Source organism: Dyella sp. Tek66A03 (genome assembly GCF_052567735.1).
This window is the reverse complement of sequence record NZ_CP199584.1, coordinates 828001-854192: the sequence shown is the minus strand read 5'-3', so window position 1 is coordinate 854192 and position 26192 is coordinate 828001. Positions and strand designations below refer to the sequence as shown.

At 64.0% G+C, this 26192-nt stretch carries 22 protein-coding genes; 12 read left to right on the top strand and 10 right to left on the bottom strand.

Going from position 1 to position 26192, the window contains the following annotated elements; genetic code table 11:
- Positions 1–23: 23 nt before the first annotated feature.
- The 3 genes from mtgA to ACT01B_RS03740 all read left to right on the top strand — a co-directional run bounded on the left by mtgA (position 24) and on the right by ACT01B_RS03740 (position 2328).
- Positions 24–764, top strand: a complete 741-nt coding sequence (mtgA, locus tag ACT01B_RS03750) for a monofunctional biosynthetic peptidoglycan transglycosylase (RefSeq protein ID WP_445146049.1) — start codon at positions 24–26, stop codon at positions 762–764.
- Between the two features lie 65 nt (positions 765–829).
- A complete protein-coding gene (locus ACT01B_RS03745; protein ID WP_445146048.1) occupies positions 830–1765 on the top strand; it encodes a glycosyltransferase family 2 protein in 936 nt (311 codons plus the stop codon).
- Between the two features lie 134 nt (positions 1766–1899).
- Positions 1900–2328 (top strand): CBS domain-containing protein, encoded by a 429-nt coding sequence (locus ACT01B_RS03740; protein WP_266149758.1) that lies wholly within the window; start codon positions 1900–1902, stop codon positions 2326–2328.
- Between the two features lie 13 nt (positions 2329–2341).
- On the opposite strand, the gene ACT01B_RS03735 is transcribed toward ACT01B_RS03740, so the two are convergent.
- A complete protein-coding gene (locus ACT01B_RS03735; RefSeq protein WP_445146047.1) occupies positions 2342–3658 on the bottom strand; it encodes an NTP/NDP exchange transporter in 1317 nt (438 codons plus the stop codon).
- Between the two features lie 63 nt (positions 3659–3721).
- Between ACT01B_RS03735 and ACT01B_RS03730 the strand changes: the two genes are divergently transcribed.
- Positions 3722–5314 carry a GMC family oxidoreductase gene (locus tag ACT01B_RS03730; RefSeq protein WP_445146046.1) on the top strand — a complete coding sequence of 531 codons (1593 nt, stop codon included), beginning with the start codon at positions 3722–3724 and terminating at the stop codon, positions 5312–5314.
- A 188-nt stretch (positions 5315–5502) separates the two neighbouring features.
- Positions 5503–6855 (top strand): serine hydrolase domain-containing protein, encoded by a 1353-nt coding sequence (locus ACT01B_RS03725; protein ID WP_445146045.1) that lies wholly within the window; start codon positions 5503–5505, stop codon positions 6853–6855.
- 76 nt (positions 6856–6931) lie between these two features.
- On the opposite strand, the gene ACT01B_RS03720 is transcribed toward ACT01B_RS03725, so the two are convergent.
- The 6 genes from ACT01B_RS03720 to cysD form a co-directional block, all read right to left on the bottom strand.
- Positions 6932–7972 (bottom strand): energy transducer TonB, encoded by a 1041-nt coding sequence (locus tag ACT01B_RS03720; protein WP_445146044.1) that lies wholly within the window; start codon positions 7970–7972, stop codon positions 6932–6934.
- Between the two features lie 338 nt (positions 7973–8310).
- Positions 8311–8877, bottom strand: a complete 567-nt coding sequence (gene metJ, locus ACT01B_RS03715) for a met regulon transcriptional regulator MetJ (protein ID WP_445146043.1) — start codon at positions 8875–8877, stop codon at positions 8311–8313.
- A 726-nt stretch (positions 8878–9603) separates the two neighbouring features.
- Positions 9604–9999 carry a glycine cleavage system protein GcvH gene (gcvH, locus tag ACT01B_RS03710; RefSeq protein ID WP_445146042.1) on the bottom strand — a complete coding sequence of 132 codons (396 nt, stop codon included), beginning with the start codon at positions 9997–9999 and terminating at the stop codon, positions 9604–9606.
- A gap of 96 nt (positions 10000–10095) precedes the next feature.
- Positions 10096–11196 (bottom strand): glycine cleavage system aminomethyltransferase GcvT, encoded by a 1101-nt coding sequence (gene gcvT, locus ACT01B_RS03705; RefSeq protein WP_445146041.1) that lies wholly within the window; start codon positions 11194–11196, stop codon positions 10096–10098.
- Positions 11197–11330: 134 nt separating this feature from the next.
- The gene (gene cysC, locus ACT01B_RS03700) at positions 11331–13220 is read right to left on the bottom strand and encodes an adenylyl-sulfate kinase (protein WP_445146040.1); all 1890 of its coding nucleotides are present in this window, start codon (positions 13218–13220) and stop codon (positions 11331–11333) included.
- Complete coding sequence (gene cysD, locus ACT01B_RS03695; RefSeq protein ID WP_445146039.1) at positions 13220–14122, bottom strand: sulfate adenylyltransferase subunit CysD; 903 nt, start codon at positions 14120–14122, stop codon at positions 13220–13222. The genes cysC and cysD overlap by 1 nt, the downstream gene beginning before the upstream one ends.
- A gap of 192 nt (positions 14123–14314) precedes the next feature.
- Between cysD and ACT01B_RS03690 the strand changes: the two genes are divergently transcribed.
- From ACT01B_RS03690 to ACT01B_RS03675, 4 genes are read left to right on the top strand one after another with little or no spacing between them, the layout of a single operon-like run.
- Positions 14315–15463 carry an MlaE family ABC transporter permease gene (locus ACT01B_RS03690; protein WP_445146038.1) on the top strand — a complete coding sequence of 383 codons (1149 nt, stop codon included), beginning with the start codon at positions 14315–14317 and terminating at the stop codon, positions 15461–15463.
- Positions 15460–16272: an ABC transporter ATP-binding protein gene (locus tag ACT01B_RS03685; RefSeq protein ID WP_445146037.1), complete on the top strand. Its 813-nt coding sequence runs from the start codon at positions 15460–15462 to the stop codon at positions 16270–16272. The genes ACT01B_RS03690 and ACT01B_RS03685 overlap by 4 nt, the downstream gene beginning before the upstream one ends.
- A gap of 1 nt (position 16273) precedes the next feature.
- On the top strand, positions 16274–17212 hold the full coding sequence (locus ACT01B_RS03680; protein WP_445146036.1) for an MlaD family protein: 939 nt from the start codon (positions 16274–16276) through the stop codon (positions 17210–17212).
- Positions 17209–17832: an ABC-type transport auxiliary lipoprotein family protein gene (locus ACT01B_RS03675; RefSeq protein WP_445146035.1), complete on the top strand. Its 624-nt coding sequence runs from the start codon at positions 17209–17211 to the stop codon at positions 17830–17832. The genes ACT01B_RS03680 and ACT01B_RS03675 overlap by 4 nt, the downstream gene beginning before the upstream one ends.
- 2 nt (positions 17833–17834) lie before the next feature.
- Here ACT01B_RS03675 and ACT01B_RS03670 read toward each other — a convergent pair whose 3' ends face one another.
- Positions 17835–18476 (bottom strand): alpha-ketoglutarate-dependent dioxygenase AlkB family protein, encoded by a 642-nt coding sequence (locus ACT01B_RS03670; protein ID WP_445146034.1) that lies wholly within the window; start codon positions 18474–18476, stop codon positions 17835–17837.
- Positions 18477–18512: 36 nt separating this feature from the next.
- On the bottom strand, positions 18513–19910 hold the full coding sequence (locus ACT01B_RS03665) for an amidase (protein ID WP_445146033.1): 1398 nt from the start codon (positions 19908–19910) through the stop codon (positions 18513–18515).
- A gap of 172 nt (positions 19911–20082) precedes the next feature.
- Here ACT01B_RS03665 and ACT01B_RS03660 point away from each other — a divergent pair, with 172 nt between their 5' ends.
- Positions 20083–21684, top strand: a complete 1602-nt coding sequence (locus ACT01B_RS03660; protein ID WP_445146032.1) for a 4Fe-4S dicluster domain-containing protein — start codon at positions 20083–20085, stop codon at positions 21682–21684.
- 12 nt (positions 21685–21696) lie between these two features.
- Here ACT01B_RS03660 and ACT01B_RS03655 read toward each other — a convergent pair whose 3' ends face one another.
- A complete protein-coding gene (locus ACT01B_RS03655; protein WP_445146031.1) occupies positions 21697–23025 on the bottom strand; it encodes a glycosyltransferase family 2 protein in 1329 nt (442 codons plus the stop codon).
- A 251-nt stretch (positions 23026–23276) separates the two neighbouring features.
- Here ACT01B_RS03655 and ACT01B_RS03650 point away from each other — a divergent pair, with 251 nt between their 5' ends.
- Together ACT01B_RS03650 and ACT01B_RS03645 are read left to right on the top strand one after the other, a co-directional pair.
- Complete coding sequence (locus ACT01B_RS03650; protein ID WP_445146030.1) at positions 23277–25385, top strand: glycosyltransferase; 2109 nt, start codon at positions 23277–23279, stop codon at positions 25383–25385.
- A 52-nt stretch (positions 25386–25437) separates the two neighbouring features.
- A complete protein-coding gene (locus ACT01B_RS03645; protein ID WP_445146029.1) occupies positions 25438–26184 on the top strand; it encodes an electron transfer flavoprotein subunit beta/FixA family protein in 747 nt (248 codons plus the stop codon).
- The last annotated feature ends 8 nt before the right edge of the window (positions 26185–26192 follow it).

Sequence of the window (26192 nt, the reverse complement as noted above, 5' to 3'; positions counted from 1 at the left end):
TGCAACCTCTCCAGCACATCGCCATGACGCCACGACGCCCGTTTCCTGTCCGCCTGCTGCGTTCCCTGCTGATCCTTGTCGTGTCCTGGCTGGCACTGAGTTGGCTGGCGGTGTTGGTGCTGCGCTTCGTGCCGCCGTGGAGCTCGGCGGTGATGATGGAACGGCGACTGGGCGCGCTTATCCACGGTGAGACTGGCTTCCAGCTGCGCCAGCGCTGGGTGCCATGGTCACAGGTGTCGCCGTATGTACCGCTGGCCATGGTGGCCGGGGAGGACCAGAAGTTCCCGTTCCACCATGGGTTTGATTTTGACTCCATCCAGAACGCCATGGACGCGGCTGACGAGGGCAGGCGCCTGCGCGGCGCCAGCACGATCAGCCAGCAGACGGCCAAGAACCTGTTCCTGTGGAATGGTCGCAGTTTCGTACGCAAGGGGCTGGAGGCGTATTTCACGGTGCTGATCGAGCTGACCTGGCCCAAGCAGCGCATTCTTGAGGTCTATATGAATATCGCCGAGCTCGGCAATGGCATATACGGCGTTGGCGCAGCCAGCGATGCGTTCTTCCACCAACCGCCAGCTCGCCTCAGCGCGGCCCAGGCGGCGCGGCTGGCGGCCGTACTGCCCAACCCTCGGCTCTTGCATGCCGACAACCCTAGCGCCTATGTGCAAAGACGCGCCAACTGGATCCAACAGCAGATGGCTCAGCTTGGCGGCCCGGACTATCTACAGAGCCGCCGACCACCGCGCGCACAACGCCAACGTTGACGCTCGCCGCCGCGGCGCCACTGCACTAGCATGCAGCATCCTTTCCAGCATCCTTGGCGCCGCCCATGCCCCGCCTAACCGTCGTTGTGCCCGCCCATAACGAAGTCGCCGTGCTGGAAGCCTTCCATGCCAGGCTAGGCCGCGTGCTTGAGGAGCTGCCACTGGATGGCCGCGTGCTGTACGTCGACGACGGAAGCACCGACGCGACCTGGCGACTGATCGAGGAGCTGCTGGCCCGTGACCCGCGCGTAGGGGCGATCAAGCTTTCCCGCAACTTCGGCAAGGAGGCGGCACTGACGGCCGGCCTGGACCATGTCGATGCGGACGCTGTGGTGGTGATCGATGCCGACCTGCAGGACCCGCCTGAACTGATTCCCTCGCTGGTGGAACAGTGGCACGCAGGCTTCGACGTGGTTTATGCCACGCGCACCGCCCGCGCTGGCGAAACCGGCTTCAAGCGCCTCACCGCGGCGATGTTCTACCGCGGCATGGAACGCCTGTCGGATACCCCGATACCGCGCGACACCGGCGACTTTCGCCTGCTGTCGCGCCGGGCACTGGACGCGCTGCGCCAGCTACGCGAGCGTCAGCGCTTCATGAAGGGTCTGTTCGCCTGGATTGGCTACCGGCAGACCGCCGTGCACTACCTGCGCGAGTCGCGCCAGGCCGGCTCGACCAAGTGGAATTACTGGCGACTGCTGCAGCTGGCCATGGAGGGTGTGACGTCGTTCTCTACCGCGCCGCTGCGACTGGCCACCTGGGTGGGCCTGCTGTCTTCGCTGGTGGCCTTTCTGTATGGGCTATGGGTGTTTGGCAAGGCCGCCTTGCACGGCGACCCCGTACAAGGCTACCCGTCGTTGATGGTGGCGATCCTGTTCCTGGGTGGCGTGCAATTGTTGGCGCTGGGCGTGATCGGTGAGTACCTCGGCCGCAACTACGCTGAGAGCAAGCAACGGCCGCTGTATTTCATCGAAGAACAGCGATCCCATCGGGCGAAATGACGACCTCGCGGTGCCTGCCGCGCGCGCCCTCAAGTCGTCTCTAGCAGCTTCACATCCCACCAACACCATGTGGCCCGCAGCGGCGCTAGACTGACGGCATGCGGCCCGTCCGCGGTCGCGTGGGAGGTTCAAGCATGCGTCAAGTCAAGCATTTGCTGGAAGGCAAGGGCAACGACATCTACAGCATCGCACCGGACGCACCTGTACTCGATGCGATCAAGCACATGGCGGAACGCCGCGTCGGCGCGTTACTGGTGATGCGAGGCGAACGACTGGTCGGCATCCTTTCCGAGCGCGACTATGCCCGCAAGGTGATCCTGCAAGGGCGGTCCTCCGCCCAGACCGCGGTCTCGGAGATCATGAGCAGTCCGCCGCTGACGGTGGGTCCGGACACCGATGTGTTCGACTGTATGCGCCTTTGCACCGACAGCCGCATTCGCCACTTGCCGGTGGTCAGCGGTGAGCAGGTGATCGGCGTGATCTCGATCGGCGACCTGGTGAAAGAAGTGATCGACGCGCAAGCCGAACAGATCGAACAGTTGCAGCGCTATATCACCAGCTGACCAAAGCAGGCGCTCAGGCTTCGGCCGGTCGCGCCTGACCCACGTTTGCCGGTTCGTCCTGCTGCTCTGGCAGCAGGTCGGGCGAACGACCCGCGCGTGCGGCCACCCAAGTGGCCAGTGCCGACACGCCCGCACCGATCGCCGCCATGCCACCCACGGCCACGCCGAACTTGCCCAGCAAATTCACGCCGCTGGTGACCACAACGTCACCGAAGCGCCAGATCGCCGTCTCGACGAAATTCTTGCCCTTGTAGCGCGTCTCTCGCGGTACCCGCGTATACAGCGCATCTACCGCCGGCTTGGTCATGCCATAAGCAAAACCGCGCGAGCCGATCAGCGTCACCGACAGCATCGGCATGGCGAAACCAAGCAGGGACAGATTGCCGTGGCCAAGCATCATCAAGCCACCAAGCAACGCCAGATTGACCAGCGACGGCACGACCAGTCCCCACGTCGTGCCACGGCGTATCAGCAACCAGCGGGTAAAGGTCAGCTGCAGAACCACACCAAGGATATTCGCCGCCAGATCCAGATCGTTGTAGAAGGACGTTCGCGCGATCTTGTCCGGCAGATGGATCTTGGTGTAGTCCGCCATCAGCGCATAGGCCAGCGTACCGATGCCGTCGCCCAGCACCATCAGGATCGCCATGTAGCGCAGGAAGGGTCGCGTCCACAGTTCCTTGATGCCTGCCCACAGCGAACCGCCGATGACCTCATCGCGCTGCATCGGCGAGCGACAATCGAGGCGCGAAGAAAGCGCCAGCAACACGACAAGCGCGGCCAGAAGAGCGCCCGCCGATACCATCAGCAACAGCGCCACGCCGATCGTCTGCACCAATAGCTTGGTCACCAGCGGGCCGAAGATGGCGCCCGCCATGCCGCCCAGCGCGATCAACGGAAACACGCGACGCGCCTGCACGCTGTGGAAGATGTCCGCCATGAAGCTCCAGAACAGCGACACCACGAACAGGTTGAACACGCTGACCCAGACGAAGAACACCACGCCCAGCTGGCGTGCGCCAATGCGATCCTGCGCCACGAAGGCGGGCACGAAAACGAGTAGGCAGGCGATGAAGAAACTGTAGGTCCAGCCCAGCAGGCGCCTACGCGGAAAATGCGCCACCAGCGCACCGAACACCGGCGTCAGCAACAACATCACACCAAACACGCTGCCGTAGAACAACGGCAGCGACTGCGAGCCGACCGCGCCGCTGAGCTGGTCGCGCACGGGCCGGATGATGTAATACGCCGTCATCACGAAGAAGAAGGCGACGGCCGACAGGGTCGAGGCGAGGCCTTCGTTCGCTGCGGCGGGTCGAGGGGTATTCACTGGCGTATCCAGCCGGAGTCGGGCACAGACTAGCATGCGACTATGACGGGCATGGACGGGGGAATGGGCGTGACTTACGACTACATCATCGTGGGTGCGGGCTCGGCGGGCTGCGTGCTGGCCCATCGACTGAGTGCGCACGCTGGCAAGCGCGTACTGCTGCTGGAGGCTGGTCCCAGCGACTGGCATCCGCTGATCCACATGCCGGCGGGCATCGCGCGCCTTGCCAACAACCGCCGACTCAACTGGAACTATCGCACCGAGCCGGAACCGCAGTTGCTCAACCGCCGTTTATGGTGGCCTCGTGGCAAGACACTCGGCGGCTCCAGTTCGATCAATGCGATGTGCTACGTGCGCGGCGTGCCCGGCGATTACGACGCCTGGGCGCGCGCAACCGGCGATGCGCGCTGGTCGTGGCCGCAGGTGCTGCCGTGGTTTTTAAAGAGCGAGGACAACAGCCGCGGCACCAGCCCACTGCACGCCACGGGTGGGCCACTCGGCGTCAGTGATCTGCGCTATCACAACGTGTTATCGACAGCCTTCATCGAAGCGGCGGCCAGCGCCGGCCATGCACGCAACGATGACTTCAATGGTCCACAACAGGAAGGCTTTGGTCTCTATCAGGTCACCCAGCGCGGTGGCGCGCGGTGCTCCACTGCCACCGGCTTTCTGCAGCCTGTGCGCCAGCGGGAGAACCTGGAGGTGCGCACGAAGGCCGCCGTTGCCCGCGTCGTCATCCGCCACGGCCGCGCCGTTGGCGTGCAGTTGCAGGGCGAGACGGCCTTGCTTGAGGCGGGCGAGGTGATCCTCGCCGGTGGCGCGATCAACACGCCGCAACTGATGATGCTGTCGGGCCTGGGCCCCGCCGATCATTTGCGCGAGATGGGCATCGTCGTGGTGGCCGATCTGCCCGAGGTGGGCGCCAACCTGCAGGACCATCTGGATATCTGCACGCTCGACGGCAGCACCCAGCGCATCACCTACGACCATCTCAACGAACTCGCGGCGGGCTGGCGTTTCCTGCGTCATCGCGATGGACCGGGCAGCTCCAACGTGGCCGAAGCCGGTGGTTTCTTGCGTAGCCGCCTGGCCACCGACGAGCGCTGCGACGTGCAATTCCATTTCGTGCCCGCGCTGCTCGACGATCACGGTCGTCATCGACTACCCGGTTTTGGGTATACGGTGCACGCCTGCTATCTGCACCCGCGCAGCCGCGGTCGGTTGCGCCTGCGCTCGTCCAATCCAGCGCAACCGATTGCCATCCACGCGAACTATCTCAGCGATCCGGAAGGCCACGATCTGCAGCGGATGATGGAAGCCGCTCGTCTCTCTCGCGAGATCCTGGCCCAATCGGCTTTTACTCCGTACAGGGGTGCGCCGGTGTTTCCGGAGCGCGCATTAAGCACCGACGCCGACTATGTCGATTTCATACGCCGCAAGGCGGAGACGATCTATCACCCGGTCGGCACCTGCCGCATGGGCAGCGATGCCGCTGCGCCGCTGGACAGCGAGCTGCGTGTGCGCGGCGTAGATGGCCTGCGCGTGGTTGACGCCTCGGTGATGCCGAGCCTGCCGAGCGGCAATACCAATGCGCCCGTCATCATGATCGCCGAGCGCGCCAGCGCCTTGATCCTGAACGAAACTTTGAAGGGATAGGGCCAGCAGCCCCCCCTACTCGCAGACCGCTTCAACGCATACCTGGCAACGGGGACTTTCGGCCTGACCTGGGTTACTCTCGGCCAGGCGTCACGGAGGGATCCGACGCGCATCCACCTGGCCCGGCCTGTCCGGCGCCGATCCAGTTGCAACGGCGCCAGCAGGCTCCACCACAGCGTTCGAGTAGTATGACGTTACGCACGATGCCCCTTTTGATCGCCGCGGCACTGGGCCTGTCCAGTGGGCCGTTGGTGGCCGGCCCGGTCGAGTCTCCGGCGGCGCAGCCTGCCGGTGCCTCCGCGCTGTCGCCCACCCTGCCCGCCGATCGCGTCAAGGAAACGCTGGACGCCTATCAGCAGTGGTTGCAGAAACTCGACGAGCGCAATTCGGTGGCGGGCCTGGCGACGGCCGTCGTGGTGGGCGACAAGGTCGTGTTCGAGAACACCATCGGCTACGCCAATGCCGCCACGCGCGAGCCGGTGACGCCGGAAACCGTGTTTCGCCTGGCCTCGCTGTCCAAGGCATTTGCCACGGCGCTGGCCGGCGTGCTGGTAAACGAAGGCAAGCTGGACTGGGATACCAAGCTGGCCAGCGTACTGCCGTTCTTCAGACTCAAGGACGGCTCGGCGCAGCAGCAGGCGACCGTGCGCGACATTCTCGGCCAGCGCGTGGGCCTGCCCAAGAACACCTACGACAACATGCTCGAGGAGAACATCCCCTACGAGGAACTGGTGCGTAAACTCAATGAGGTCGACCTCACCTGCGGCGTGGGCCAGTGCTATGGCTACCAAAACGTCGCCTTCAGCCTGATCGGCGACGTGATCTACGCGCAGACCGGTGACTTCTTCAACCGCCAGGTCGACAAGCGCATTTTCTTCCCGCTGGGCATGAAGACCGCCAGTTATGGCCGCGAAGCGTTGGAGGCGAGCAAGAGTTGGGCACGCCCGCATCGCCCCAGCGGCGGTGGCTGGTTGCCCTTCGAACCCAAGGAAGCCTATTACCGCGTGGCGCCCGCCGCTGGCGTGAACGCCAGCCTGCGCGACATGGAGCAGTGGCTGATTGCACAGATGGGCGGCCGCCCCGACGTGCTGCCACCCCAACTACTGGAAATGCTGCACTCGCCGGAAGTCGCTACCCCGGTCGAACTGCGCTCCACGCCATGGCGACGCGCCCGCTTGAGCGACGCCAGTTACGCCCTCGGCTGGCGCGTGTTCGAGTACGGCGGGGAGACCCTGGTCTTCCATGCCGGTGCGGTCGAAGGCTATCGCACGATGATCGGCTTCTTTCCGAAATATCACGTTGGCGTGGTGACGCTGTGGAATTCCGCTGGCCCGGTCCCCTCGGGCCTGATGCCCGAAGTCCTGGATGGCCTGCTCGGCCTGCCACATGTGGATTGGGCTGGCCTCGATAGCGATGCGCCAGCAAAGACGGCCGCAACCGCCAAGGGCAAGACGCGCAGCAAGACCAAGACCGCGGCGAGCGGTCACGCACGCCACCAGCCGCTGACCGTTGACCCATCTTCGGGATCATCCGGCCCCTGACAGCAAAAAGGCGCTGCATGAACATGCAGCGCCTCGTCGTTCGTTCGGTCCGCACGTCCGTGCGGACCGCTACCGATCAGTTGAGCTTGAAGACGATGCGACGCTTGTCCTGCGAGGGCACCGGTGAGCCATTCTGGGTCGCCGGCTGATACTTCCAACGGCTCACCGCTTCGACCGCCGCGCGATCGAACACGTGACGTGGCTCCGCATCGACCACCTTCACATCATCCACGTTGCCCTCCGGCGTGACGGTGAAGGTCAGCTCCACCCAACCTTCCTGGTTGGATCGCATCGCCGTCGCCGGGTAGCGCGGACTGACATTTCTCATCAGCACCGCACCGTGTGAGCCGGCAGCATTCGCGCTTTCGTTCGCCACGCCTGCTGTGCTTGCCTGCGACTGCCGCGCCGACTCGGTCGATGTCTGCTGTTGCTGGGCAAGACGTGCCTGAGCCTTCTGCTGCTGTTCGGCGAGCGCCCTCTGCTGCGCTTCGGCCGCCTGGCGATCGGCCTCGGCCTTGTCGGACACGGCCTTCTGGGCAGCCAGTTGCGTCTGTTTCTCCTTGTCCGATGCCTGCTGCTGCTCGCGGTCCTGCAGCTTGCGCTGGGCGTCCAGCTTCGAACGCAGGATCGTCAGCGTGTAGTTCGCCGGATCGGCCTTGGCGAGCAGATCGATCTGCCGCTGGGCTTCGTTGAAGTCGCGCTGGTTGATCGCCTGTTCGGCGACGCTGGAGCCGACCGGGAAGGTCTCGCGCAACGCATCCGTCGCGACCTGGTTGCCTGGCTGCTTCTCCAGCACCTTGAGGTAGAACTCGAAGGCATTGTTGCCGGCGGGCGCCAGCAGGCGCTGCTCATTGACGGCCTTGCGGGCCTCGGAGAGCAGCTGGTTGGTACTCATCGCCGCCACGTTGACCGGCGGTGGAGGCGCCTCACGACCGGCCACTACCGGCGTCGACGGATGTGCGCCAACGTCAGTTTCGACCAAGTCCTGATGCGGCTTGATGATTAGGAACCAAGACGCCGACGCGAGTACGGCGACGACGGCGACGATGGCGATGGCGGCTGGCCGAACGGCCCCGCGCGCACGGCGACGCGCATGACATTTATATCGGGTATCCATGGTCTCTCACTGAGTGTCACCAGATACCCGCGCTTTTTCCCCCTGTGAATCCAGGAGCGGGAACCTCCCCAGGCTCGCCGCGGCGCGGATGTACGAAAGGTAACCGTAATGTGGCACCACGGCAAATCGTGCGTGGCGTCACGTCGCGGAGATCAGGACCGGGCCGGTAGGTCACGGCCGCGTCATCGTGGCGACATCCGAGGTCATCTAAGAATTTTTCGTACCCCAGAAACGAAGCGTCCCGGCAAAGGCCGGGACGAATCGCGCTTTCGAAGACTCTCCCCGCGCTGGGCACCGCGGGGAGAAAAGTCGGTGAAGCTAGTTATGTAAGTTAATACTTACTTCTTCGCGACCTTGGCGACCTTGGCGGTCTTCGTGGTCTTGGTGGCTTTCACCACCTTGGCAGCGGCAGCCTTCTTCACGGTCCGCTTGGCAGCCTTCTTCGCTACCTTCTTCGCGACCTTCTTAACAGCGACCTTCTTTACAGCAGCCTTCTTGGCGGCCGCCGGACGCTTCTTGGCGACAGCTTTCTTGGCGACCTTCTTGGCAGCCTTCTTGGCGACCGGCTTACGGGCAACCGGCTTCTTCGCGGCGGCCTTCTTCACGGCGGTTTTCTTGGACGCCTTCTTGGCGGCCGGCTTCTTTGCAGCGGCTTTCTTGGCAGTGGCCATAGTTCGTCTCAGCTCCTCATCAGTTGGCAGTGGTTGCCCAGTAAAAGCATGTAGGAACGCCTCCACAAGCAGATCGCTATTGGTGGCGTGCCGAAGATTGTTCACCTGACGACGGGTGCGTTCGTCAGAAAGGGGCCTTAGAACGTGCAGCGGGATCGAGACCGTGATCTTGCGTACTGCAGAGGCCTTTTCTCCATGCTCGATATAAGGCGGTATGAATTTCGATGTTGCCATAGCACCCGTTCTCCGTGTTCCGATGCGAAAGCTATTCCTGAAGATTTCAACTGTCAATTGATTTTAGCTACAAAATCAATTCGTTTCACCCACCCCCAGCAGGGTCCAAACCCCCGCCCGACAAGGCCTGAGGGGGTCAAAGGGTATTTCTAGTCGGACGTCCATACCGCTAAATTCAAATCCACCTAGATAACCAGTTAATGCAATAAAACCGCTTAAAACAAGGTGTTTCAAGCCACCCCGAGACACTGCGCCAATGCACTCACTCACCACGTATTTCATTGAATACATAGGGCAAGTTGGGTGCCCCATGAGGGGGCTTGAGAATGAACAAAACACGACTTAAATGATCTGCTCGGCCAACCCCGAAAGAAGGTCGTCTGACCCGTCCATCGGACTCCGAATCGGTCGCGAAGCCCCTTCATCCAAACCCGACACGCCGTTGCGAACCCCTTCCGGGTGTACGTCATGGACATCTATCGGCATAGCCGTCGGTAACTTTTGCAGCGACCAAAATGCCGCTCGCCCGGCTGCCGATGTCACCCGATGATGCGCTTGAGGGGTTTCCTCTCGACGCATGCATTGCCGGCGAACCGATCATCCGGTTGATGCAGTGGCACCCGCCAATGTCGGTGCTACGTGATGAGGATCGCCGCGGCCCCTCCCCTCAAAAAGACGCCGGCCGCTTTGGGGCGGCCGGCGTCGGGTGAAGCGGCGAACGCGGACTTAGTGGTCTTCGTTCTCGATCAGTTCGGCATAGGCATTGGCGTCGAGCAGCTCATCCAGCTCGGCCCGGTCGCTGGCGCGAACCAGGAAGATCCAGCCGTCACCGAAGGCGTCTTCGTTGATCGTCTCGGGCTTGTCGTTGAGGCCTTCGTTGACCGCCACGATCTCGCCGGACACCGGGCTGTAGATGTCCGAGGCGGCCTTGACCGACTCGACGACGGCCACGCCGTGGCCTGCCTGCACGCTGGCGCCGATCTCCGGCAGCTCGACGTACACCAGGTCACCGAGCTGGCCCTGGGCATGCTCGGAAATACCCACGCGAACCAGGCCGTCGTCTTCGACGCGGGCCCATTCGTGGGACTTGAGGAATTTCAGATCGCCGGGAATCTCGCTCATGATCGAATCCAGTCGTTGGTCTTGGGTCGGGGATGAAGTAGCAATTCTAGCCGCTTCATTCTTATGGCAACACCGGTCGTGATGTTGCCGTCGAGGTCAAATGCCTTCGCAGGGCCTGCCGTCGCGCACGAACGGGTACTTCACCACGCGCACCGGTACTTCGCGGCCACGGATGTCGACGCGCACGTCGCCCGGCTCGCCCGAAGGGATGCGCGCAAAGGCCACCGCCTTGTTGAGCGTCGGCGCGAAACTGCCGGACAGGATCTCGCCGGCACCGTTGGCGGTGAGGACCGGCTGGCCATGACGTAGTACACCCTTGTCGTCCAGCACCAGGCCGACCATCACGCGCTTCACACCCTCGGCCTTCTGCGCCTCGAGCGCCTTGCGGCCGATGAAGTCGCGCCCCTCGTCGAGTGCGATGGTCCAGCCGAGGTTGGCTTCCCACGGCGACACGGTCTCGTCCATGTCCTGCCCGTAAAGATTCATGCCGGCCTCCAGGCGCAGCGTGTCACGGGCACCGAGGCCGGCCGGTGCAACGCCGGCGTCGACCAGGGCCTGCCACAAGGCCACGGCGTGCTCCTGCGGCACGATGATCTCGAAACCGTCTTCTCCGGTGTAGCCGGTACGGGCGATGAACAGCGGCATGCCATGCGGCCCCTGCGCGGCGGCGGCGGCGAACTTGCCCAGCTTGCCCATGCGCTGGTGATCGATCTCAGCCAGCAATCCGATGGTTTTGGCGCGGGCGGTGGGGCCCTGCACGGCGATCATGGCGAAGTCAGGACGCTCCTTCACCTGCACGTCGAAGGACTTGGCCTGCTGTTCGATCCAGGCCAGGTCCTTTTCGCGGGTGGCGGCATTGACCACCAGGCGGAAGAATTCTTCACCCAGGAAATACACGATGAGGTCGTCGATGACGCCGCCCTGCGGGTTGAGCATGCACGAATACAGCGCCTTGCCATGGAGCTTGAGCTTGTCGACGCTGTTGGCCAGCAGGTGACGCAGGAAGTCCCGCGTGCGCGGGCCATGCAGGTCGACCACGGTCATATGCGAGACGTCGAACATGCCGGCATCGCGACGCACGACGTGGTGCTCTTCGATCTGCGAGCCATAGTTGATCGGCATGTCCCAGCCACCGAAATCGACCATACGCGCGCCGAGCGCGCGATGGGTGTCATTAAGTACGGTCTTCTCGGTCATCGCAGTCGTGCTCTGGGGAAAGGAACATTATCGCCGCGGGCACCAGGCATTCCAAGCCGAGCGACGCCGGTTCACCGTGCGTCGCCGTATCGATCACCGCGTCGTGCAGCGCAGCACTCTACGCGCCCGTGCATCTAGCTCGAGTGATGCGGTCCCAATCCCGCGAGCAACTGCTCCACCACCTGCTCGGCCAACTGCTCGGGGCGCAAGCCTGCGGTGCGCAGGTGCAGCTCCGCCTGTTCGGGCGCCTCGTAGGGCGAGTCGATACCGGTGAAGTTGAGGATCTCGCCGGCACGGGCCTTGCGGTACAAGCCCTTGGCATCGCGCCGCTCGCATTCCTCCAGCGTGGTGTCCACGAACACCTCGAGGAACTCGCCGCCGTCGAACAGGCCGCGGGCGAAGCGGCGCTCGCTCTGGAACGGCGAAATCACACAGACCAGCACGATCAGGCCGGCATCGACCATCAGATGCGCCACTTCGGCCACGCGACGCACGTTCTCCACGCGCGCCTCCGCCGTGAAGCCAAGATCCTTGTTGAGGCCGTGGCGCAGGTTGTCACCGTCCAACATATAGGTGTGGTAGCCGAGCGCGTGCAGACGGCGCTCCACCAGGTTGGCCACGGTGGACTTGCCGGCACCCGACAGGCCGGTGAACCACAGGCAACGCGACTGCTGCCCCTTGCTGGCGCTACGAACATCCTTAGTGAGGTCGGTATGTTGCCAGTGCACGTTGGCGGCACGACGCAAGGCGAAGTCGAGCATGCCGCAGCCGACCGTGGCGTGGGTCTGCCGATCGATCAGGATGAAACCACCGAGCGTGCGGTTGTCCGCATAGGATTCAAACGGTATGGCGTGGTCGAGGTCGATATTGCAGTAGCCGACCTCGTTGAGGTCGAGCCGGCGCGCGGCCAGCTGGGCCTGGGTATTGACGTCGACCTTGTGCTTGATCGTGGTGACCCGCGCATTGACGGTACGCGAGCCGATCTTGAGCCAGTAAGCGCGATTGGGCAGCAAGGCCTCATCACCCATCCACAACAGGTGCGCGGCGAACTGGTCCGCCACCGGGGCCGGCCGGGTGGCATCGGCGATCACATCGCCGCGACTCACGTCGACCTCGCGATCCAAGGTCAAGGTCACCGCCTGGCCGGCCGTCGCCTCCGCAAGATCGCCGTCGGCCGTCACGATACGTTCGATACGTGCCCGCTGCATGGCCGGCTGCACGACGATCTCACTGCCCACCGCCAGCTGGCCGCCACAGATCGTGCCGGCATAACCACGGAACGAGGCATCCGGCCGGTTGACCCATTGCACCGGCATGCGGAAGTCGACCGCTTGCGTTGCCGACGTATCGGCCGACTCCAGCAGCTCCAGGAGGCAGGGACCGCGATACCAGGGCATGCGCTCGGAACGCTGGCCGACGTTGTCTCCGCTCGGGGCCACCACCGGCAGGCAGTGCACGCTGGTGATACCCAGATGCGCTGCCAGTTCGCGGTATTCGTTCGCGATGGCGGCGTAGACATCGTCCCGGTAGTCGATCAGGTCCATCTTGTTTACCGCCAGAACCACCTGGCGGATACCCATCAGGGCGCAGATATAGGTGTGCCGCCGCGTCTGCGCCAACAGACCCTTGCGTGCGTCCACCAGCACCACCGCCAGCTCGGCATTCGAGGCACCGGTGGCCATGTTGCGCGTGTACTGCTCATGCCCCGGGCAGTCGGCCACGATGAAGCTGCGCCGCTGGGTATGGAAATAGCGATAGGCCACGTCGATGGTGATGCCCTGCTGACGCTCGGCATCGAGGCCGTCGGTGAGCAGGGAGAAATCCAGCTGATCGGGCGCATCGGCGTGCAACTTGCGGCTGTCGCGGATCAGCGCGGCAACCTGGTCTTCCGGCAACATGCCGGCGTCGTACAGCAGCCGACCCAACAGGGTGCTCTTGCCGTCGTCGACGCTGCCGCAGGTGATGAAGCGCAGCAGGTTCGTCGTGTCCTGTGCCGGCGCCGGGGTGATTTCCATCGTGGCCATCAGAAATACCCCTCCTGCTTCTTGCGCTCCATCGACGCGCTGGCGTCATGGTCGATCACCCGTCCCTGGCGCTCGGAACTGCGCGACGTCGCCATCTCGTCGATGATTTTGTCCAGGGTGTCGGCGCTGGATGCCACCGCGCCGGTCAGCGGATAGCAGCCCAAGGTGCGGAAGCGCACTTCGCGCATGGCCACCGCCTCGCCCTCGCGCAGGGTGAAACGGTCGTCGTCGACCATGATCAAGGCGCCATCGCGCTCCACCACCGGCCTCGGCTTGGCGAAGTACAGCGGTACCACCGGGATGCCCTCCCGGCGGATGTAATGCCACACGTCCATCTCGGTCCAGTTGGACAGGGGAAACACGCGGACGCTTTCGCCCTTGTGGATCTGCGTGTTGTAGGTGTGCCAGAACTCCGGACGTTGGTTCTTCGGGTCCCAGCGGTGCTGGGCATTGCGGAACGAGAACACGCGCTCCTTGGCGCGCGACTTCTCCTCGTCGCGCCGCGCACCGCCAATGGCGGCATCGAAGCGGTATTTGTCCAGCGCCTGCTTCAGGCCCACCGTCTTCATGACATCGGTGTGCACCGCCGAGCCATGGACCAGCGGCGAAATGCCCTGGCGCACGCCCTCTTCATTGATATGCACCAGCACTTCGACATCGCCGGCGGCAGCGACCTGGTCGCGAAAGGCGATCATTTCGCGGAACTTCCAGGTCGTATCGACGTGCAGCAGCGGCATCGGCGGCCGCGCGGGATAGAACGCCTTGCGCAGCAGATGGAGCAGCACGGAGGAGTCCTTGCCGATGGAATAGAGCATGACCGGGCGCTCGAAAGCTGCCGCCGTCTCTCGGAATATATGGATGCTCTCGGCCTCGAGTGCATCCAGGTAGGACATAGGGGACATAGGTTGCTTCGCTGGCCTCTGGCTCGATCGCCCGGGGGTGGCTGGAGATCATCCGTGGAAATCTAGCGGAAGTCACCAGAAGGAACACGATCACTTGCCGCAGACAGCCGGAAACGCGCGGGGGCGATCCGCGCCGACCGGCGTGATCTTTTCGTCACCTTCGTGGCGTAACACTCGTCTAAGATCCGCCTCATGAGCACATCGATGGCGACGGGAAGCGCACAACTCGATGCCACGGCGACGCCCCCCTGCCTGCGCGTTGCGGGTGACTGGACGCTGGCCCATTACGCCGAACTCGAGCGAGCCGTTGGGCTGATCAAGACGCCGCTGCGCGGCGATACCACCGTCGACCTGGACCAACTCGGCTCGCTGGATACCGCCGGAGCCTCCTTGTTGGTCGGTCTGCTGGGCGCAGCCCGTCTCGGCGACCTGGCGCACGCAGCACCGGGAATAACAGCCGCCCGCCGCGCCCTGTTGCAAACTGTGGGCACGGCGCTGGCCGGCTGCCGCGAGCCGACCCGAAAGACGCATCAGGGCAACGCCGTCACCGACCTGCTTGCGCGCATCGGTGCCGCGATGGAGGCGGTCTGGCAGCAGCAGCTCGCGCTCTTGGGCTTCGTCGGGCTCACCTTGCAGACGCTGGCCCAAACCCTTTGGCGACCGCGCCGCTGGCGGGTCACGTCGCTGGCGGCGCATATCGAGCAGACCGGCCTGGATGCCGTACCCATCGTCGTCCTGCTCACCTTCATGGTGGGCGCCGTGGTGGCCTTCCTTGGCTCCACGATTTTGGCCGACTTCGGCGCGACCATTTACACCGTCAACCTGGTGGCGTTCTCTTTCATGCGCGAATTCGGCGTCTTGCTTACCGCGATCCTGATGGCCGGCCGCACCGCCAGCGCCTTCACGGCGCAGATCGGCTCGATGAAGGCGAACGAGGAGATTGACGCGATTCGTGCGCTGGGCTTGGATCCGATGGAGTTGCTGGTGTTGCCGCGCGTGCTCGCGCTGCTGATATCGCTACCCATGCTCGCCTTCCTGGCCACGATGGCCGGCATTATTGGCGGCGGCGTGGTCTGCGCACTTGTCCTGGATATCTCGCCGATCATGTTCGTCAACGTGGTCAAGACGAATATTGGCGTGGAGCATTTCCTGGTCGGCATCGCCAAGGCGCCGGTGTTCGCCTTCCTGATCGCCGTGATCGGCTGCCTCGAGGGCTTCAAGGTCACCGGCAGCGCCGAATCGGTGGGCGAGCACACCACCTCGAGCGTGGTGCAGTGCATCTTCGTGGTGATCCTCATCGATGCCGTGGCCGCGCTGTTCTATATGGAGATGGGCTGGTGAACGCGGTGACGACCAAGCCGCCGGACGATGTCATCCAGGTGCGTAACCTGGTCAACCGCTTCGGCACCCAGACCGTGCATGAGCATCTGGACCTGGACGTTCGCCGCGGCGAGATTCTTGGCGTGGTCGGCGGCTCCGGCACCGGCAAGTCGGTCTTGCTACGCAGCATCGTGGGTCTGCTTCGTCCGACTTCCGGGCAGGTGCGCGTCTTTGATGAGGATCTGCTGAGCCTCTCGCCCGAACGTCGCTCGCTGGTCGAGCGTCGGTTTGGCGTGCTGTTTCAAAACGGCGCGCTGTTCTCCTCGCTCAATGTGGTCGAGAACGTCGCCATGCCACTGATCGAGCATGCGGGCCTGACGCGGCCGGATGCCCAGCAGCTGGCTGGGGTGAAACTGGCCCTGGCGGGCCTGCCGGCCGGCACCGAAACCAAGTATCCATCGGAGCTGTCGGGCGGCATGGTGAAGCGCGCGGCGCTGGCGCGCTCACTGTCGCTCGATCCGGAAATCCTGTTCCTGGATGAACCCACGGCCGGTTTGGACCCGATCAGCGCAGCCGCTTTCGACCAGCTGATCCTGACCCTGCGCGACGCGCTGGGGCTCACCGTGTTCCTGGTCACGCATGACCTCGACACGCTCTACACCACCTGCGACCGCGTCGCCGTGTTGTCGCAGAAAAAGGTCTTGGTGATTGGCCCCATCGACGTGGTCGCGAAAACCGACGACGCGTGGGTGCAAGCCTATTTTCATGGTCCGCGTGGCCGCGCTGCCGAAGACGCGCGTGCCGCCGAGCTCTCGCACGAGGTGAAGTGATATGGAAACGCGAGCCCATCACGTACTGATCGGCCTGTTCACGGTAATCGTGGTGGCCGCGGCCCTGCTGTTTGCGCTATGGCTGGCCCGGTCCAGCTCCGACCGCCAATTCGTCCAGTTGCAAATCGTCTTCCAGGAGGCGGTGACTGGCCTCTCGCAAGGCAGCGCGGTGGAAATGAACGGCATCCGGGTCGGCGAGGTTACCCAGCTCCGGCTCGATCCCACCGACCCACGCAAGGTGCTTGCAAGAGTCCGCCTGGGCGCCGACACCCCCATGCACCAGGACACCCGTGCCGTGCTGGCGCTGACCGGCGTTACCGGACTGTCGATCATCCAGCTCAGCGGCGGTTCGCCGGGGAGCCCTCCGCTGGTGGGGAGCAACGGCAACCTGCCGGTGATCGTGGCCGACCCGTCGCCGCTTGCCCGTCTTCGCGCTGGCGGTGGGGATCTGTTGGTCAGCATCAACGAGGTCGTCGACCGTGCCACCGAACTGTTGTCACCGAAAAACATCGAGCACATCAACCACACACTCGATCATCTGGACAAGGTGACCGGTGCCTTCGCCGAGCAGGACGACGACATTCGCCAATTGGTGCAGCAGCTGGCCCAGGCGAGCAAGCAGGCCAACGCGACGCTGGCGCAGACCGATCAACTGGTACGCAACACCAATGGCCTGGTCGACAACCAGGCACGCGCCACCCTGGACAGCGCGCAGAAGACGATGGCCTCGCTGCAGAGCTCCTCCGCCACCATCGACCAGTTGCTCAACGACAACCGCGCCGCCGTCAACGGCGGCTTGCAAGGCCTTAGCGAGCTTGGCCCGGCGATCCGCGAGCTGCGCGATGCGGCCGGCACCATGCGCGGCATCTCGAGCCGCCTCGACGATAACCCGGCTCGCTTTCTGCTAGGCCGCGACCGCAGCAAGGAGTTCGTGCCATGAGGTATTTCGCCCGCTTTGTGCCCGCGTTGACGGCCATCCTGTTGCTTGGCGCATGCTCGATCTTCCCCAAGCCGGAACCACAGGAAACTTACCGCCTGCCGGTCACGGCCCTGCCCCGTGCCGACGCCTCGCCCGTCAACTGGTCACTGCGCGTCGATACACCGCAGGGCGGGCGCATGATCGACAGCGCGCGCATCGTGGTCTTGCCGCAAGGCGACGTCATGACCGTGTACCGGGGCGCTCGATGGAGCGACCCTGCGACGACCTTGCTGCGCAATCGCCTGATCGACGCCTTTCATGACGACGGGCGCGTTGCCGCTGTCAGCAGCGACGATTCGAGCGTGCAAGCCGACTACATCCTGACCGGCGACATGCGCGCGTTTCAGACCGAGTACCAGGGCGACCATCCTGTCGTGGTTATCCGCTTTGACGCGCGCCTGATCAGCAACGCCGGCCTGCGCATCATCGCTACCCATCGCTTCGAAATCACCCAGCCGGTGAACGGATCGGCGGTACCGCAGGTGGTGACCGCCTTTGGACAGGCCACCGATGCGCTGGCGGCGCAGCTGGTGTCATGGACGCTGCAACAACCCGCGCGCAACCGGCAGGCCAGCAACTGAGTTCAGCCGACAACACCCGTCGATGCCGTATGCACCTGGCGAAAGGTCAGATTGATCCGCGGCCCGACCGCGGCCTTCGTCTTGGGCAGATCGTGCACATAAAGATGCTGCGTGTCGCCGGCCATGCGCAGCAGACTGCCATGTCCCAGTTCGACCACATGCACGTCGCGCTTACCTTCGCCGCGTTTGGCACGCAGGCGAAACCGGCGCACCGCTCCCAGGCTCAATGACGCAATCACCGGTTGCCTGCCCAACTCGGGCTCGTTGTCGCTATGCCAGCCCATCGAGTCCTGGCCATTGCGATAAAGGTTCGCCAGCACGCTGTTGAAGCGCGTCCCACACGCTGCTTCCACACGGGCTCGCAAAGCCGCCAACGCGGGAGTCCACGGGTGCGGTTCAAAGCGCGTGCGCGAATAGACGTAGGTGGCGTCCGCGTCGCCGATCCAGCAACTCAAGCGGGGCGACTCGACCTCGCGACCGTAGATGCGAATCCGATGGATTTCCCAGGCGATGGTCGCCAGCAGGTCGGCGAGCAGGCCATCAGCATCGACCGGTGCCAGCCAGTGTGGCCACAGTGACAGCTCGGCACCCGGCAGCGGCAATCGTTGCCAGCCACGCGACGATGCATCCTCGAACAGACTCATCCGAACATCTCCCTACGATCGCATCCGGCTCATCGGTCAGGTAATCGCCGGATACGCTGGCTCGACATCCAGCGTAGAGGCACACACCGACGCCAGTTCAAGCAGGCGCAGGTCAGAGCCGCGGGCGCCCACGAGCTGCAAGCCTATCGGCATGCCATTAGGCAGGTAGCCCATCGGAATGCTTACCGCGGGGCAGCCGGCCAGGCTGGCGAAACTGGTGAGATCGGCCTGGGAATCCGGCACGGGACCATCCAGCGGGAACGCACCCTGCGGCGTGGTGGGCAAGACGAGGACGTCGATCTGGGCGAACAACCTACGCATCTTGAGTGTCGCCGCATCCAGCACGCGATCTGCGGCGGCGTAGTCCGCCGCGGTCTTGGCGGCGGCATAGCCCAGCAAGCGGCGAAAATGTTCGGATACGCGATGATCGGTGTCGGCAAGATCGTCGGCGAAGGTGCCCATCATCTCCGCTTCCATCAGCAGCAAACCGGCGCGACGTGTACGCGCAAAATTCCAGTCGGAGAAATCGACTGTCCGGCGCTCGCCCAGCTCCCGCGGCCATTTCGCCAGCGCCGCCTCGAATACTTCGATCACCTCGGGCTGCACGCCGAGCCCGGCCAGATTCGGCAACAGACCCGCGCGCAGGTTGCCCGGCTCCCAATCCGGCGGCGACAGCGCCACGCGGCGTCGACGCGAACGCGCGTCATCGGCGTCATAGCCCGCCAGCACTTGCAGCAGCACGGTGAGGTCGTCGGCGCTGCGCGCGATCAAGCCTACGGTGTCCAGGCGCCGCGCTGCCGGCACGACGCCGCGGGCGGAAATTTCGCCATGCGTCGGCTTGATGGCGTACACGCCGCAATAGCTCGCCGGGATGCGAATCGAGCCCAGGCTATCCGAACCCACGGCCGCCACCGCCAGCCCGGCGGCCACCGCCGCCGCGGCACCTCCCGATGAACCGCCAGCGGTATAGCCGTGGCGATGGGGGTTATGCGTGGGCCCGTAATGCGGGTTGTCGGTAACTGCCCCTAATGCCCCCTCGTCCATATTGGTCTTGCCAACCAGTACCGCGCCGGACGCGCGCAGGCGCGACACCACATGAGCGTCCTCCGCGACCGGCTTCAAGCGACCCGCCAGCCCTGCGCGGGTAGGCCAGCCCGCGATGTCGAAATTGTCCTTGAGCGCTATCGGGAGGCCGTCCAGCCTGCCGATCACCCCGTCGCGTCGACGATGCTGGGCGGCCAGGGCCTGTTCCTGCAGCATCGGGGGGCTCAGGCTGACGTAGGCATTGAGCTGGGGATTGATCCGCTCGATGGCCTCCTGATAGACCTCGGCCAGCGCCTGCGGATGCACGCGTTCCGCGGCCAGCCAGTGCAGGAGCTGGCACATGGTGGCCCGACGAAGGTCAAGATCGCTGATCGGGGGCTGCTGACTCATGGTCTCGTCCTTGGCGCTGGCTGCCGTGGATTATCCCCTTCGCTGATGAAGGGTTTGCAAGGATCTGCCCCGCGTCCGTTGCCCGGCACGGCCTGAACCCGGACAATGCCGGATTGTCCGTTCCGTACGCCACGGAACGGTTTTGTGCCGCACTAGCCAGATGGAGCCCGCCATGAGCGACCGCGAAACAATGGAATACGACGTCATTGTCGTGGGCGCGGGCCCCTCCGGCCTCTCGTTCGCCATTCGCCTGAAGCAGCTCAAGCCTGACATCAGCGTGTGCGTGATCGAGAAAGCCTCGACCGTCGGCGCGCAAATCCTCTCCGGCGCGGTGATCGAACCGCAGCCGTTGGACGCACTGCTGCCAGGCTGGCGCGACCATCCGCCGCCGATCTGCGTTCCCGCAGGCGAAGACGAGTTCTGGCTGCTCAGCAAGACCGGCGCGCGCAAGCTGCCGGTGCCGCCGGGCATGAACAACCACGGCAACTTCATCGTGTCCCTGGGTGCGATGTGCGCCTGGATGGCGCCGCAAGCCGAAGCGCTGGGCGTGGACGTGTTCCCCGGTTTCGCCGCCGCCGACAACATCTACAACGACGATGGCTCGGTCGCCGGCGTGCGCATCGGCGATATGGGCGTGGCCAAGGACGGTTCGCACAAGCCCGGCTACACCCAGGGCATCGACATCAAGGCCAAGGTCACCGTGCTCGCCGAAGGTGCGCGCGGCAGCCTGACCAAGCAGCTGATCAAGCGCTTCAAGCTGGACCAGGACAGTGACCCGCAGGGTTACTCCATCGGCATCAAGGAGCTGTGGCAGCTGCCGGCGGGACGCGGCACGCCCGGCAAGATCGTGCACAGCTTCGGCTGGCCGGCCGACAGCCACACCTACGGCGGCAGTTTCCTGTATCACCTGGACAAGGATCGCGTGGCGCTCGGCTACGTCAGCGGCCTCGACTACACCGACCCCAACTACCAGCCGTGGGAAGCGTTCCAGCAGTGGAAGAACCACCTGTCGGTGAAAGCGCTGCTGGAAGGCGGCACCATTCTTTCGGCCGGCGCACGCGCCATCGTCACCGGCGGCTATCAATCGCTGCCGAAGCTGGAGATGCCCGGCGCCTTGCTGATCGGCGACACCGCCGGCCTGCTCAACGTGCCCAAGATCAAGGGCACGCACCAGGCCATCAAGAGCGGCATGCTCGCGGCCGAGCACCTGGTCGCGAACGATCTCAATCCCGCCGGTTTCGACGCCAAGCTGCGCGCTTCCGACGTCATGGCCGAGCTCAAGCAGGTTCGCAACATCAAGCCTGCCTTCAAGAAGGGCCTGTGGTTCGGCATGCTCAATGCGGCATGGGAAACCGTGACCCGCGGTGCTTCGCCGTGGACCCTCAAGAACAAGGCCGACTGGTCCTCGCTGCACAAACTGGGCGAGTGCGAGGAACCCAAGCGCGACTACGTGCAGCGCGAACTGCCGCCGCGCGATCGCCTGGCCGGCGTGTATTTCGCCGCCACCGAACACGACGAAGACCAGCCCGTCCACCTGCACGTGGCCGACACCTCGGTGTGCGTCACCCAGTGCGCGGTGGAATACGGCAACCCCTGCACCCGCTTCTGCCCCGCCGGCGTCTACGAGATCGTCGACGACGAGGCAGGCAAGCGCCTGCAGATCAACGCCGCCAACTGCGTGCACTGCAAGACCTGCGACATCAAGGACCCGTACGAGATCATCACCTGGGTCACGCCGGAAGGTGGCTCGGGGCCGAATTACCAGAATCTGTGATGTTAGCGGGGATCAGTCGCCGGACACTTGATCCCCTGCCTTGCGCCATGTGACAGCGGACACGCACGTACCGTTCGAAGCATCACCAAATAGACGTCCATACCTCCGTGGATCGGCCGGCGGAAAGACCCAGACCTCGCGCACGCGTGACCCATGCCGCCTGACCCACCGACGCACGCCGGTGCGCCAGTAACCCGACCAGATCTCCACGCCCTGCTCTTCCCATCGCTGTTGCAGCCTTGGGGGCAATTCGCCGTGTTCGAGTAGCAGCGCCGCGGCCTGCCCTTGGGCGATCAGGTGGTCGACTTCGGCAGCAGCTTCACCGGCAGCCTGCGCTCCCTTGAACACAAGCAACACGCGCGGCTTTCGAAGGACGGCCATATCCAGCGGCGTTCCCCAGGAGGAATGATCGCGCAACAATGTATCGCGCCAGCGCTGCAGAAAGATCTCGCGGTTACGCACCTGATAGGCCTTGGCGCCGGACGTCTCCGACGTGCCCGACGTGATGCCTTCGAAATGGATCACCAGCGAGCGCGGCTGGTAGAGCACACGCAGGCCCGCTTCGCGAACGCGCATCGACAGGTCGGCATCTTCGTAATACGCAGGGCGATAGCGATCGTCGAAACCGCCGAGTCGGTCGAACAGTACCTTGCGGATGGCAATGGCCGCACCGGAACAATAGTCGACGTCACGCACGTAGGTATAGCGCGGATCGAGCGCGGCGTCGAAACGACCGTAGTTACCCCCTCGGCCATCGGTGTAGAGAATGCCACCCGCTTCCTGCAGCGTACCGTCGGGATAAAGCAACTTGGCACCAACGAGGCCAGCATCACGATGGCTTTCGAAGATTCTTAGCAAGGCGTCCAGCCATCCCGGCTGGACGGCGGTGTCGTTGTTGAGGAAAACCAGGTACTCGCCATGCGCCTGAGCTGCACCGCGATTGCAGCTGCCGATGAAGCCCTGGTTGCTTGAATTGCGGATGTAGCGGACGCCTTCGATGGCCGGCACGCGGACGGAGGTGTCGTCGGAGGATCCGTCGTCCACGACGATCACCTCGTAGCTGCTTGCATCCCTACAGGCAGCCAATGCCGCCAGGCAGGTCAATGTGTAGTCAACCTTGTTGAACACCGGCACGATGATACTTGCCAGCGGAGCGGCGGCTCTCGGCACGGCAGTCAGCGCCGCAATCGCGGCCACATCAGGCTGCACGAGTTGATGTCTGGGCGTCCATGGCGAATGTCGGCGCAGAAAATCGATGGTCCGGTCCCACGTGCGTAACCCACCATCGCGGCGCAGTCCCTGCCATGCCCGGTGCACGGATGACAGCAGTCGAGGGCTCACGGGAGAGGGTTCCGCAAAAACTTCCGTCTTGTCCGCCATTCAGGCCGCCATGCGGGCAACGGCCCGGAGACCGCAACGCCCAAGCGGCCGGGCCGCGAAGTCGAAAAATGGAGGCCATTTAGGAACTTGTAAGCCACGTGCCGCATCATGACGATTCTTGGAATACGAAATACGTTCAATTGAACAGCTTAGGGCTAGCATGCGATTATCGCATGTTAGGGCAAGACCAGCCCTCCTGGACTAGGTAACAGATGTCTTCTCATGTTGGCTGGAAGCTCCAGCAGCTCGGATATGTGCTGAAGCGAGTCAGGGGTAGCCTGGCGCAGCGCGGCATCAGGGGCACCTTGAGCCGCATACGCCAGGAACTCCAGAGCCCCCAGGCGGAAGACCTGGCGCTTTCGCTTGAGGCAAGCGGCGCACCTGCTCCCGCCGAAATTCCGTTCTCCGAAACCCCCGATATCTCGGTCATCATTCCCGTTCACAGCAAGCTCGACTGGACGATCGCCTGCCTGCGCTCGATTGCGCGGCATGGTGCCCAAACACCTTTCGAAGTCATTGTCGTGGACGACGCGTCACCGGATGAGACGTACGCCACGCTGTCCACCATCAAGGGGCTGCGCGTCCTGCGGAACGAGGACAACCTTGGCTTCATCGGCAGCTGCAATGCAGGTGCGCGCGCTGCCAGGGGCTCGCTGCTGTTCTTCCTCAACAACGACACCCAGGTGCTGCCGGGCTGGCTGGACACGCTCAGGCAGACTTATTTCGAGGAACCCAGTGCCGGCATCGTCGGCAGCCGCCTGATCTATCCCGACGGGCGTCTGCAGGAAGCAGGCTGCATTGTCTTTTCCGATGGCGAGAGCTGGAACCTCGGCCGCTTCGAGCCACGCGAAGATCCGCGCTTCCTGTTTCGCCGCGACGCCGACTACGTGTCCGGCGCCGCCCTGCTCATCGAGCACGCGCTGTTCGACCAGGTGGGTGGTTTCGATACCCGCTACGCGCCGGCCTATTGCGAAGACCTCGACCTTGCGTTCGCTGTGCGTGCGGCGGGGCGCCGCGTCATCTACGAACCCGCCAGCCAGGTCGTGCATTTCGAAGGCGTGAGCTCGGGCGTCGATCCGTTCAGCGGCGTCAAGCGCTACCAGACGATCAATCAACACAAGTTCCGTGAGAAATGGCGGGGCGCGCTCGAGCACCAGCCGCGGCGCAACCTTTCGCTGGAACAGGCGCTGTTGCACGGTCAGCGGCACATCCTCATCATCGACGCGCTCACGCCTGAGCCGACGCGTGATTCGGGCTCGCTGCGTCTCGTCAACATCATGCGGCTACTCCGCGAGCTCGGCTGGCAGGTCACCTTCATGGCCGACAACCGACGCTCCAGTCCGAACGAGATTGCGCATCTCGGCAGCCTGGGCGTACGCGTGCTGTGCAAACCTTGGGCTCCGACCCTGCCGGTGTGGTTGGCACGCGAAGGCAAGACACTCGATGCCGTGATGCTCTGCCGGCACTACGTAGCCCCGCCTCATCTGCGGCTCCTGCGAAAAATGGCACCCACGGCCAAAGTGCTTTTCGACACGGTTGACCTGCATTTTCTGCGCGAAAAGCGGGCCGCGGAGCACGACGACAACCCGGCGCTCGCACGACAGGCCGAGGCGTCGCGCCAGACGGAGCTGGCCCTTATCCGTGCCTGCGACGTCACCTTCGTGGTCAGCTCGATCGAGCAGAAGCTGATTGCGACGGAAGTGCCGGAGGCACACGTGGAGCTCCTGTCGAACATCCATGAACTGTTTGGCCGGACGCAGCCGTTTGAAAACCGCCGCGGCCTCGTGTTCGTCGGCGGTTTTGCGCACCCACCGAACATCGATGCCGTGAACTGGCTGGTGACCGACATCTATCCGCGCGTGCGCGCCAGCCGTCCCGACATCGAGCTCCACCTGATCGGCGACATTCCAGAAGGTGAGCATCCTCGATTGTCCGGGCCGGGCATCCACATCCACGGGCGCGTCGATGACCTGACGCCGTGGATGGAGGGCTGCCGCGTCGCGTTGGCGCCGCTGCGCTACGGCGCGGGCGTCAAGGGCAAGGTCAATATGGCGATGAGTTATGGCTTGCCAGTGGTCGCCACCCCGATGGCGGCGGAAGGCATGAGCCTGGTCCATGGCGAGAACGTGCTGCTGGCGGACGATGGTGCCGACTTTGCCGCGGCCATCCTGAGGTTGCATGACGATGCCTCCCTGTGGCTGAGCCTTTCCGATGCGGCACTCGATAACATCCGGCATCATTTTTCGTTTGACAAGGCAAGGGAAACGCTCCGCCAAGCCCTCGCCGGCCCCATCCGTACCGGACCGTACGGATCGCGTTAGAATTCCGACTTCAAGTACCTAGAGACAGCATCCCGTAAAGCAAGGATTTCCCATGAAGATTCTGGTCGGCTACAAGCGCGTCGTGGACTACAACGTCCGCATCCAGGTGAAACCCGATGGCACCGGGGTGGTGACCGATGGAGTGAAGCTCTCCGCCAATCCGTTCGACGACATCGCGCTGGAAGAAGCGCTGCGCCTACGCGAGAAGGGCGTGGCGGAAGAGGTCGTGGTTGTCGGCATTGGCCCGGCCGATCTCACCGCGCACCTGCGCAACGGTCTCGCCATGGGCGCCAACCGCGCCATCCACGTGGTAACAGCCGATGCCCTGCAACCGCTCACCGCGGCGCGCGCGTTCCAGAAGCTGATCGAGAAGGAACAGCCGGGCCTGGTCATCCTCGGCAAGCAGGCCATCGACGACGATGCCAACCAGACCGGCCAGATGCTGGCCGCCCTGTGGGATCGCCCGCAGGCCACGTTTGCCAGCAAGGTCGAGATCGCCAACGGCAAGGCTATCGTGACCCGCGAGGTCGACGCTGGCCTGGAAGTGATCGAAGCCGAACTGCCGGCCGTGATCACCACCGACCTACGCCTCAACGAGCCGCGATTCATCAAGCTGCCGGACATCATGAAGGCAAAATCCAAGCCGATCGACACGATCGAGCTCGCTTCGCTGGGTGTCGAGAACAATGCCCATCTCAAGACGACGCACTACGCCGCGCCGGCCAAGCGAAGCAAGGGCGTGATGGTGAAGGACGCGGCCGAACTGGTCGCGGCGCTGAAGCAGAAAGGCCTGCTTTAAGCAGCCCT

What these genes read in the sequence shown, in the direction of transcription:
- ACT01B_RS03665 (WP_445146033.1), bottom strand. Translation starts at nt 19,910, where the DNA reads ATGAGTCAGCAGCCCCCGATCAGCGATCTTGACCTTCGTCGGGCCACC.
- ACT01B_RS03725 (WP_445146045.1), top strand. Translation starts at nt 5,503, where the DNA reads ATGACGTTACGCACGATGCCCCTTTTGATCGCCGCGGCACTGGGCCTG.
- ACT01B_RS03645 (WP_445146029.1), top strand. Translation starts at nt 25,438, where the DNA reads ATGAAGATTCTGGTCGGCTACAAGCGCGTCGTGGACTACAACGTCCGC.
- cysD (WP_445146039.1), bottom strand. Translation starts at nt 14,122, where the DNA reads ATGTCCCCTATGTCCTACCTGGATGCACTCGAGGCCGAGAGCATCCAT.
- ACT01B_RS03660 (WP_445146032.1), top strand. Translation starts at nt 20,083, where the DNA reads ATGAGCGACCGCGAAACAATGGAATACGACGTCATTGTCGTGGGCGCG.
- ACT01B_RS03670 (WP_445146034.1), bottom strand. Translation starts at nt 18,476, where the DNA reads ATGAGTCTGTTCGAGGATGCATCGTCGCGTGGCTGGCAACGATTGCCG.
- metJ (WP_445146043.1), bottom strand. Translation starts at nt 8,877, where the DNA reads ATGGCAACATCGAAATTCATACCGCCTTATATCGAGCATGGAGAAAAG.
- mtgA (WP_445146049.1), top strand. Translation starts at nt 24, where the DNA reads ATGACGCCACGACGCCCGTTTCCTGTCCGCCTGCTGCGTTCCCTGCTG.
- ACT01B_RS03720 (WP_445146044.1), bottom strand. Translation starts at nt 7,972, where the DNA reads ATGGATACCCGATATAAATGTCATGCGCGTCGCCGTGCGCGCGGGGCC.
- ACT01B_RS03680 (WP_445146036.1), top strand. Translation starts at nt 16,274, where the DNA reads ATGGAAACGCGAGCCCATCACGTACTGATCGGCCTGTTCACGGTAATC.
- ACT01B_RS03745 (WP_445146048.1), top strand. Translation starts at nt 830, where the DNA reads ATGCCCCGCCTAACCGTCGTTGTGCCCGCCCATAACGAAGTCGCCGTG.
- ACT01B_RS03690 (WP_445146038.1), top strand. Translation starts at nt 14,315, where the DNA reads ATGAGCACATCGATGGCGACGGGAAGCGCACAACTCGATGCCACGGCG.
- ACT01B_RS03650 (WP_445146030.1), top strand. Translation starts at nt 23,277, where the DNA reads ATGTCTTCTCATGTTGGCTGGAAGCTCCAGCAGCTCGGATATGTGCTG.
- gcvT (WP_445146041.1), bottom strand. Translation starts at nt 11,196, where the DNA reads ATGACCGAGAAGACCGTACTTAATGACACCCATCGCGCGCTCGGCGCG.
- ACT01B_RS03730 (WP_445146046.1), top strand. Translation starts at nt 3,722, where the DNA reads ATGGGCGTGACTTACGACTACATCATCGTGGGTGCGGGCTCGGCGGGC.
- ACT01B_RS03740 (WP_266149758.1), top strand. Translation starts at nt 1,900, where the DNA reads ATGCGTCAAGTCAAGCATTTGCTGGAAGGCAAGGGCAACGACATCTAC.
- gcvH (WP_445146042.1), bottom strand. Translation starts at nt 9,999, where the DNA reads ATGAGCGAGATTCCCGGCGATCTGAAATTCCTCAAGTCCCACGAATGG.
- ACT01B_RS03675 (WP_445146035.1), top strand. Translation starts at nt 17,209, where the DNA reads ATGAGGTATTTCGCCCGCTTTGTGCCCGCGTTGACGGCCATCCTGTTG.
- cysC (WP_445146040.1), bottom strand. Translation starts at nt 13,220, where the DNA reads ATGGCCACGATGGAAATCACCCCGGCGCCGGCACAGGACACGACGAAC.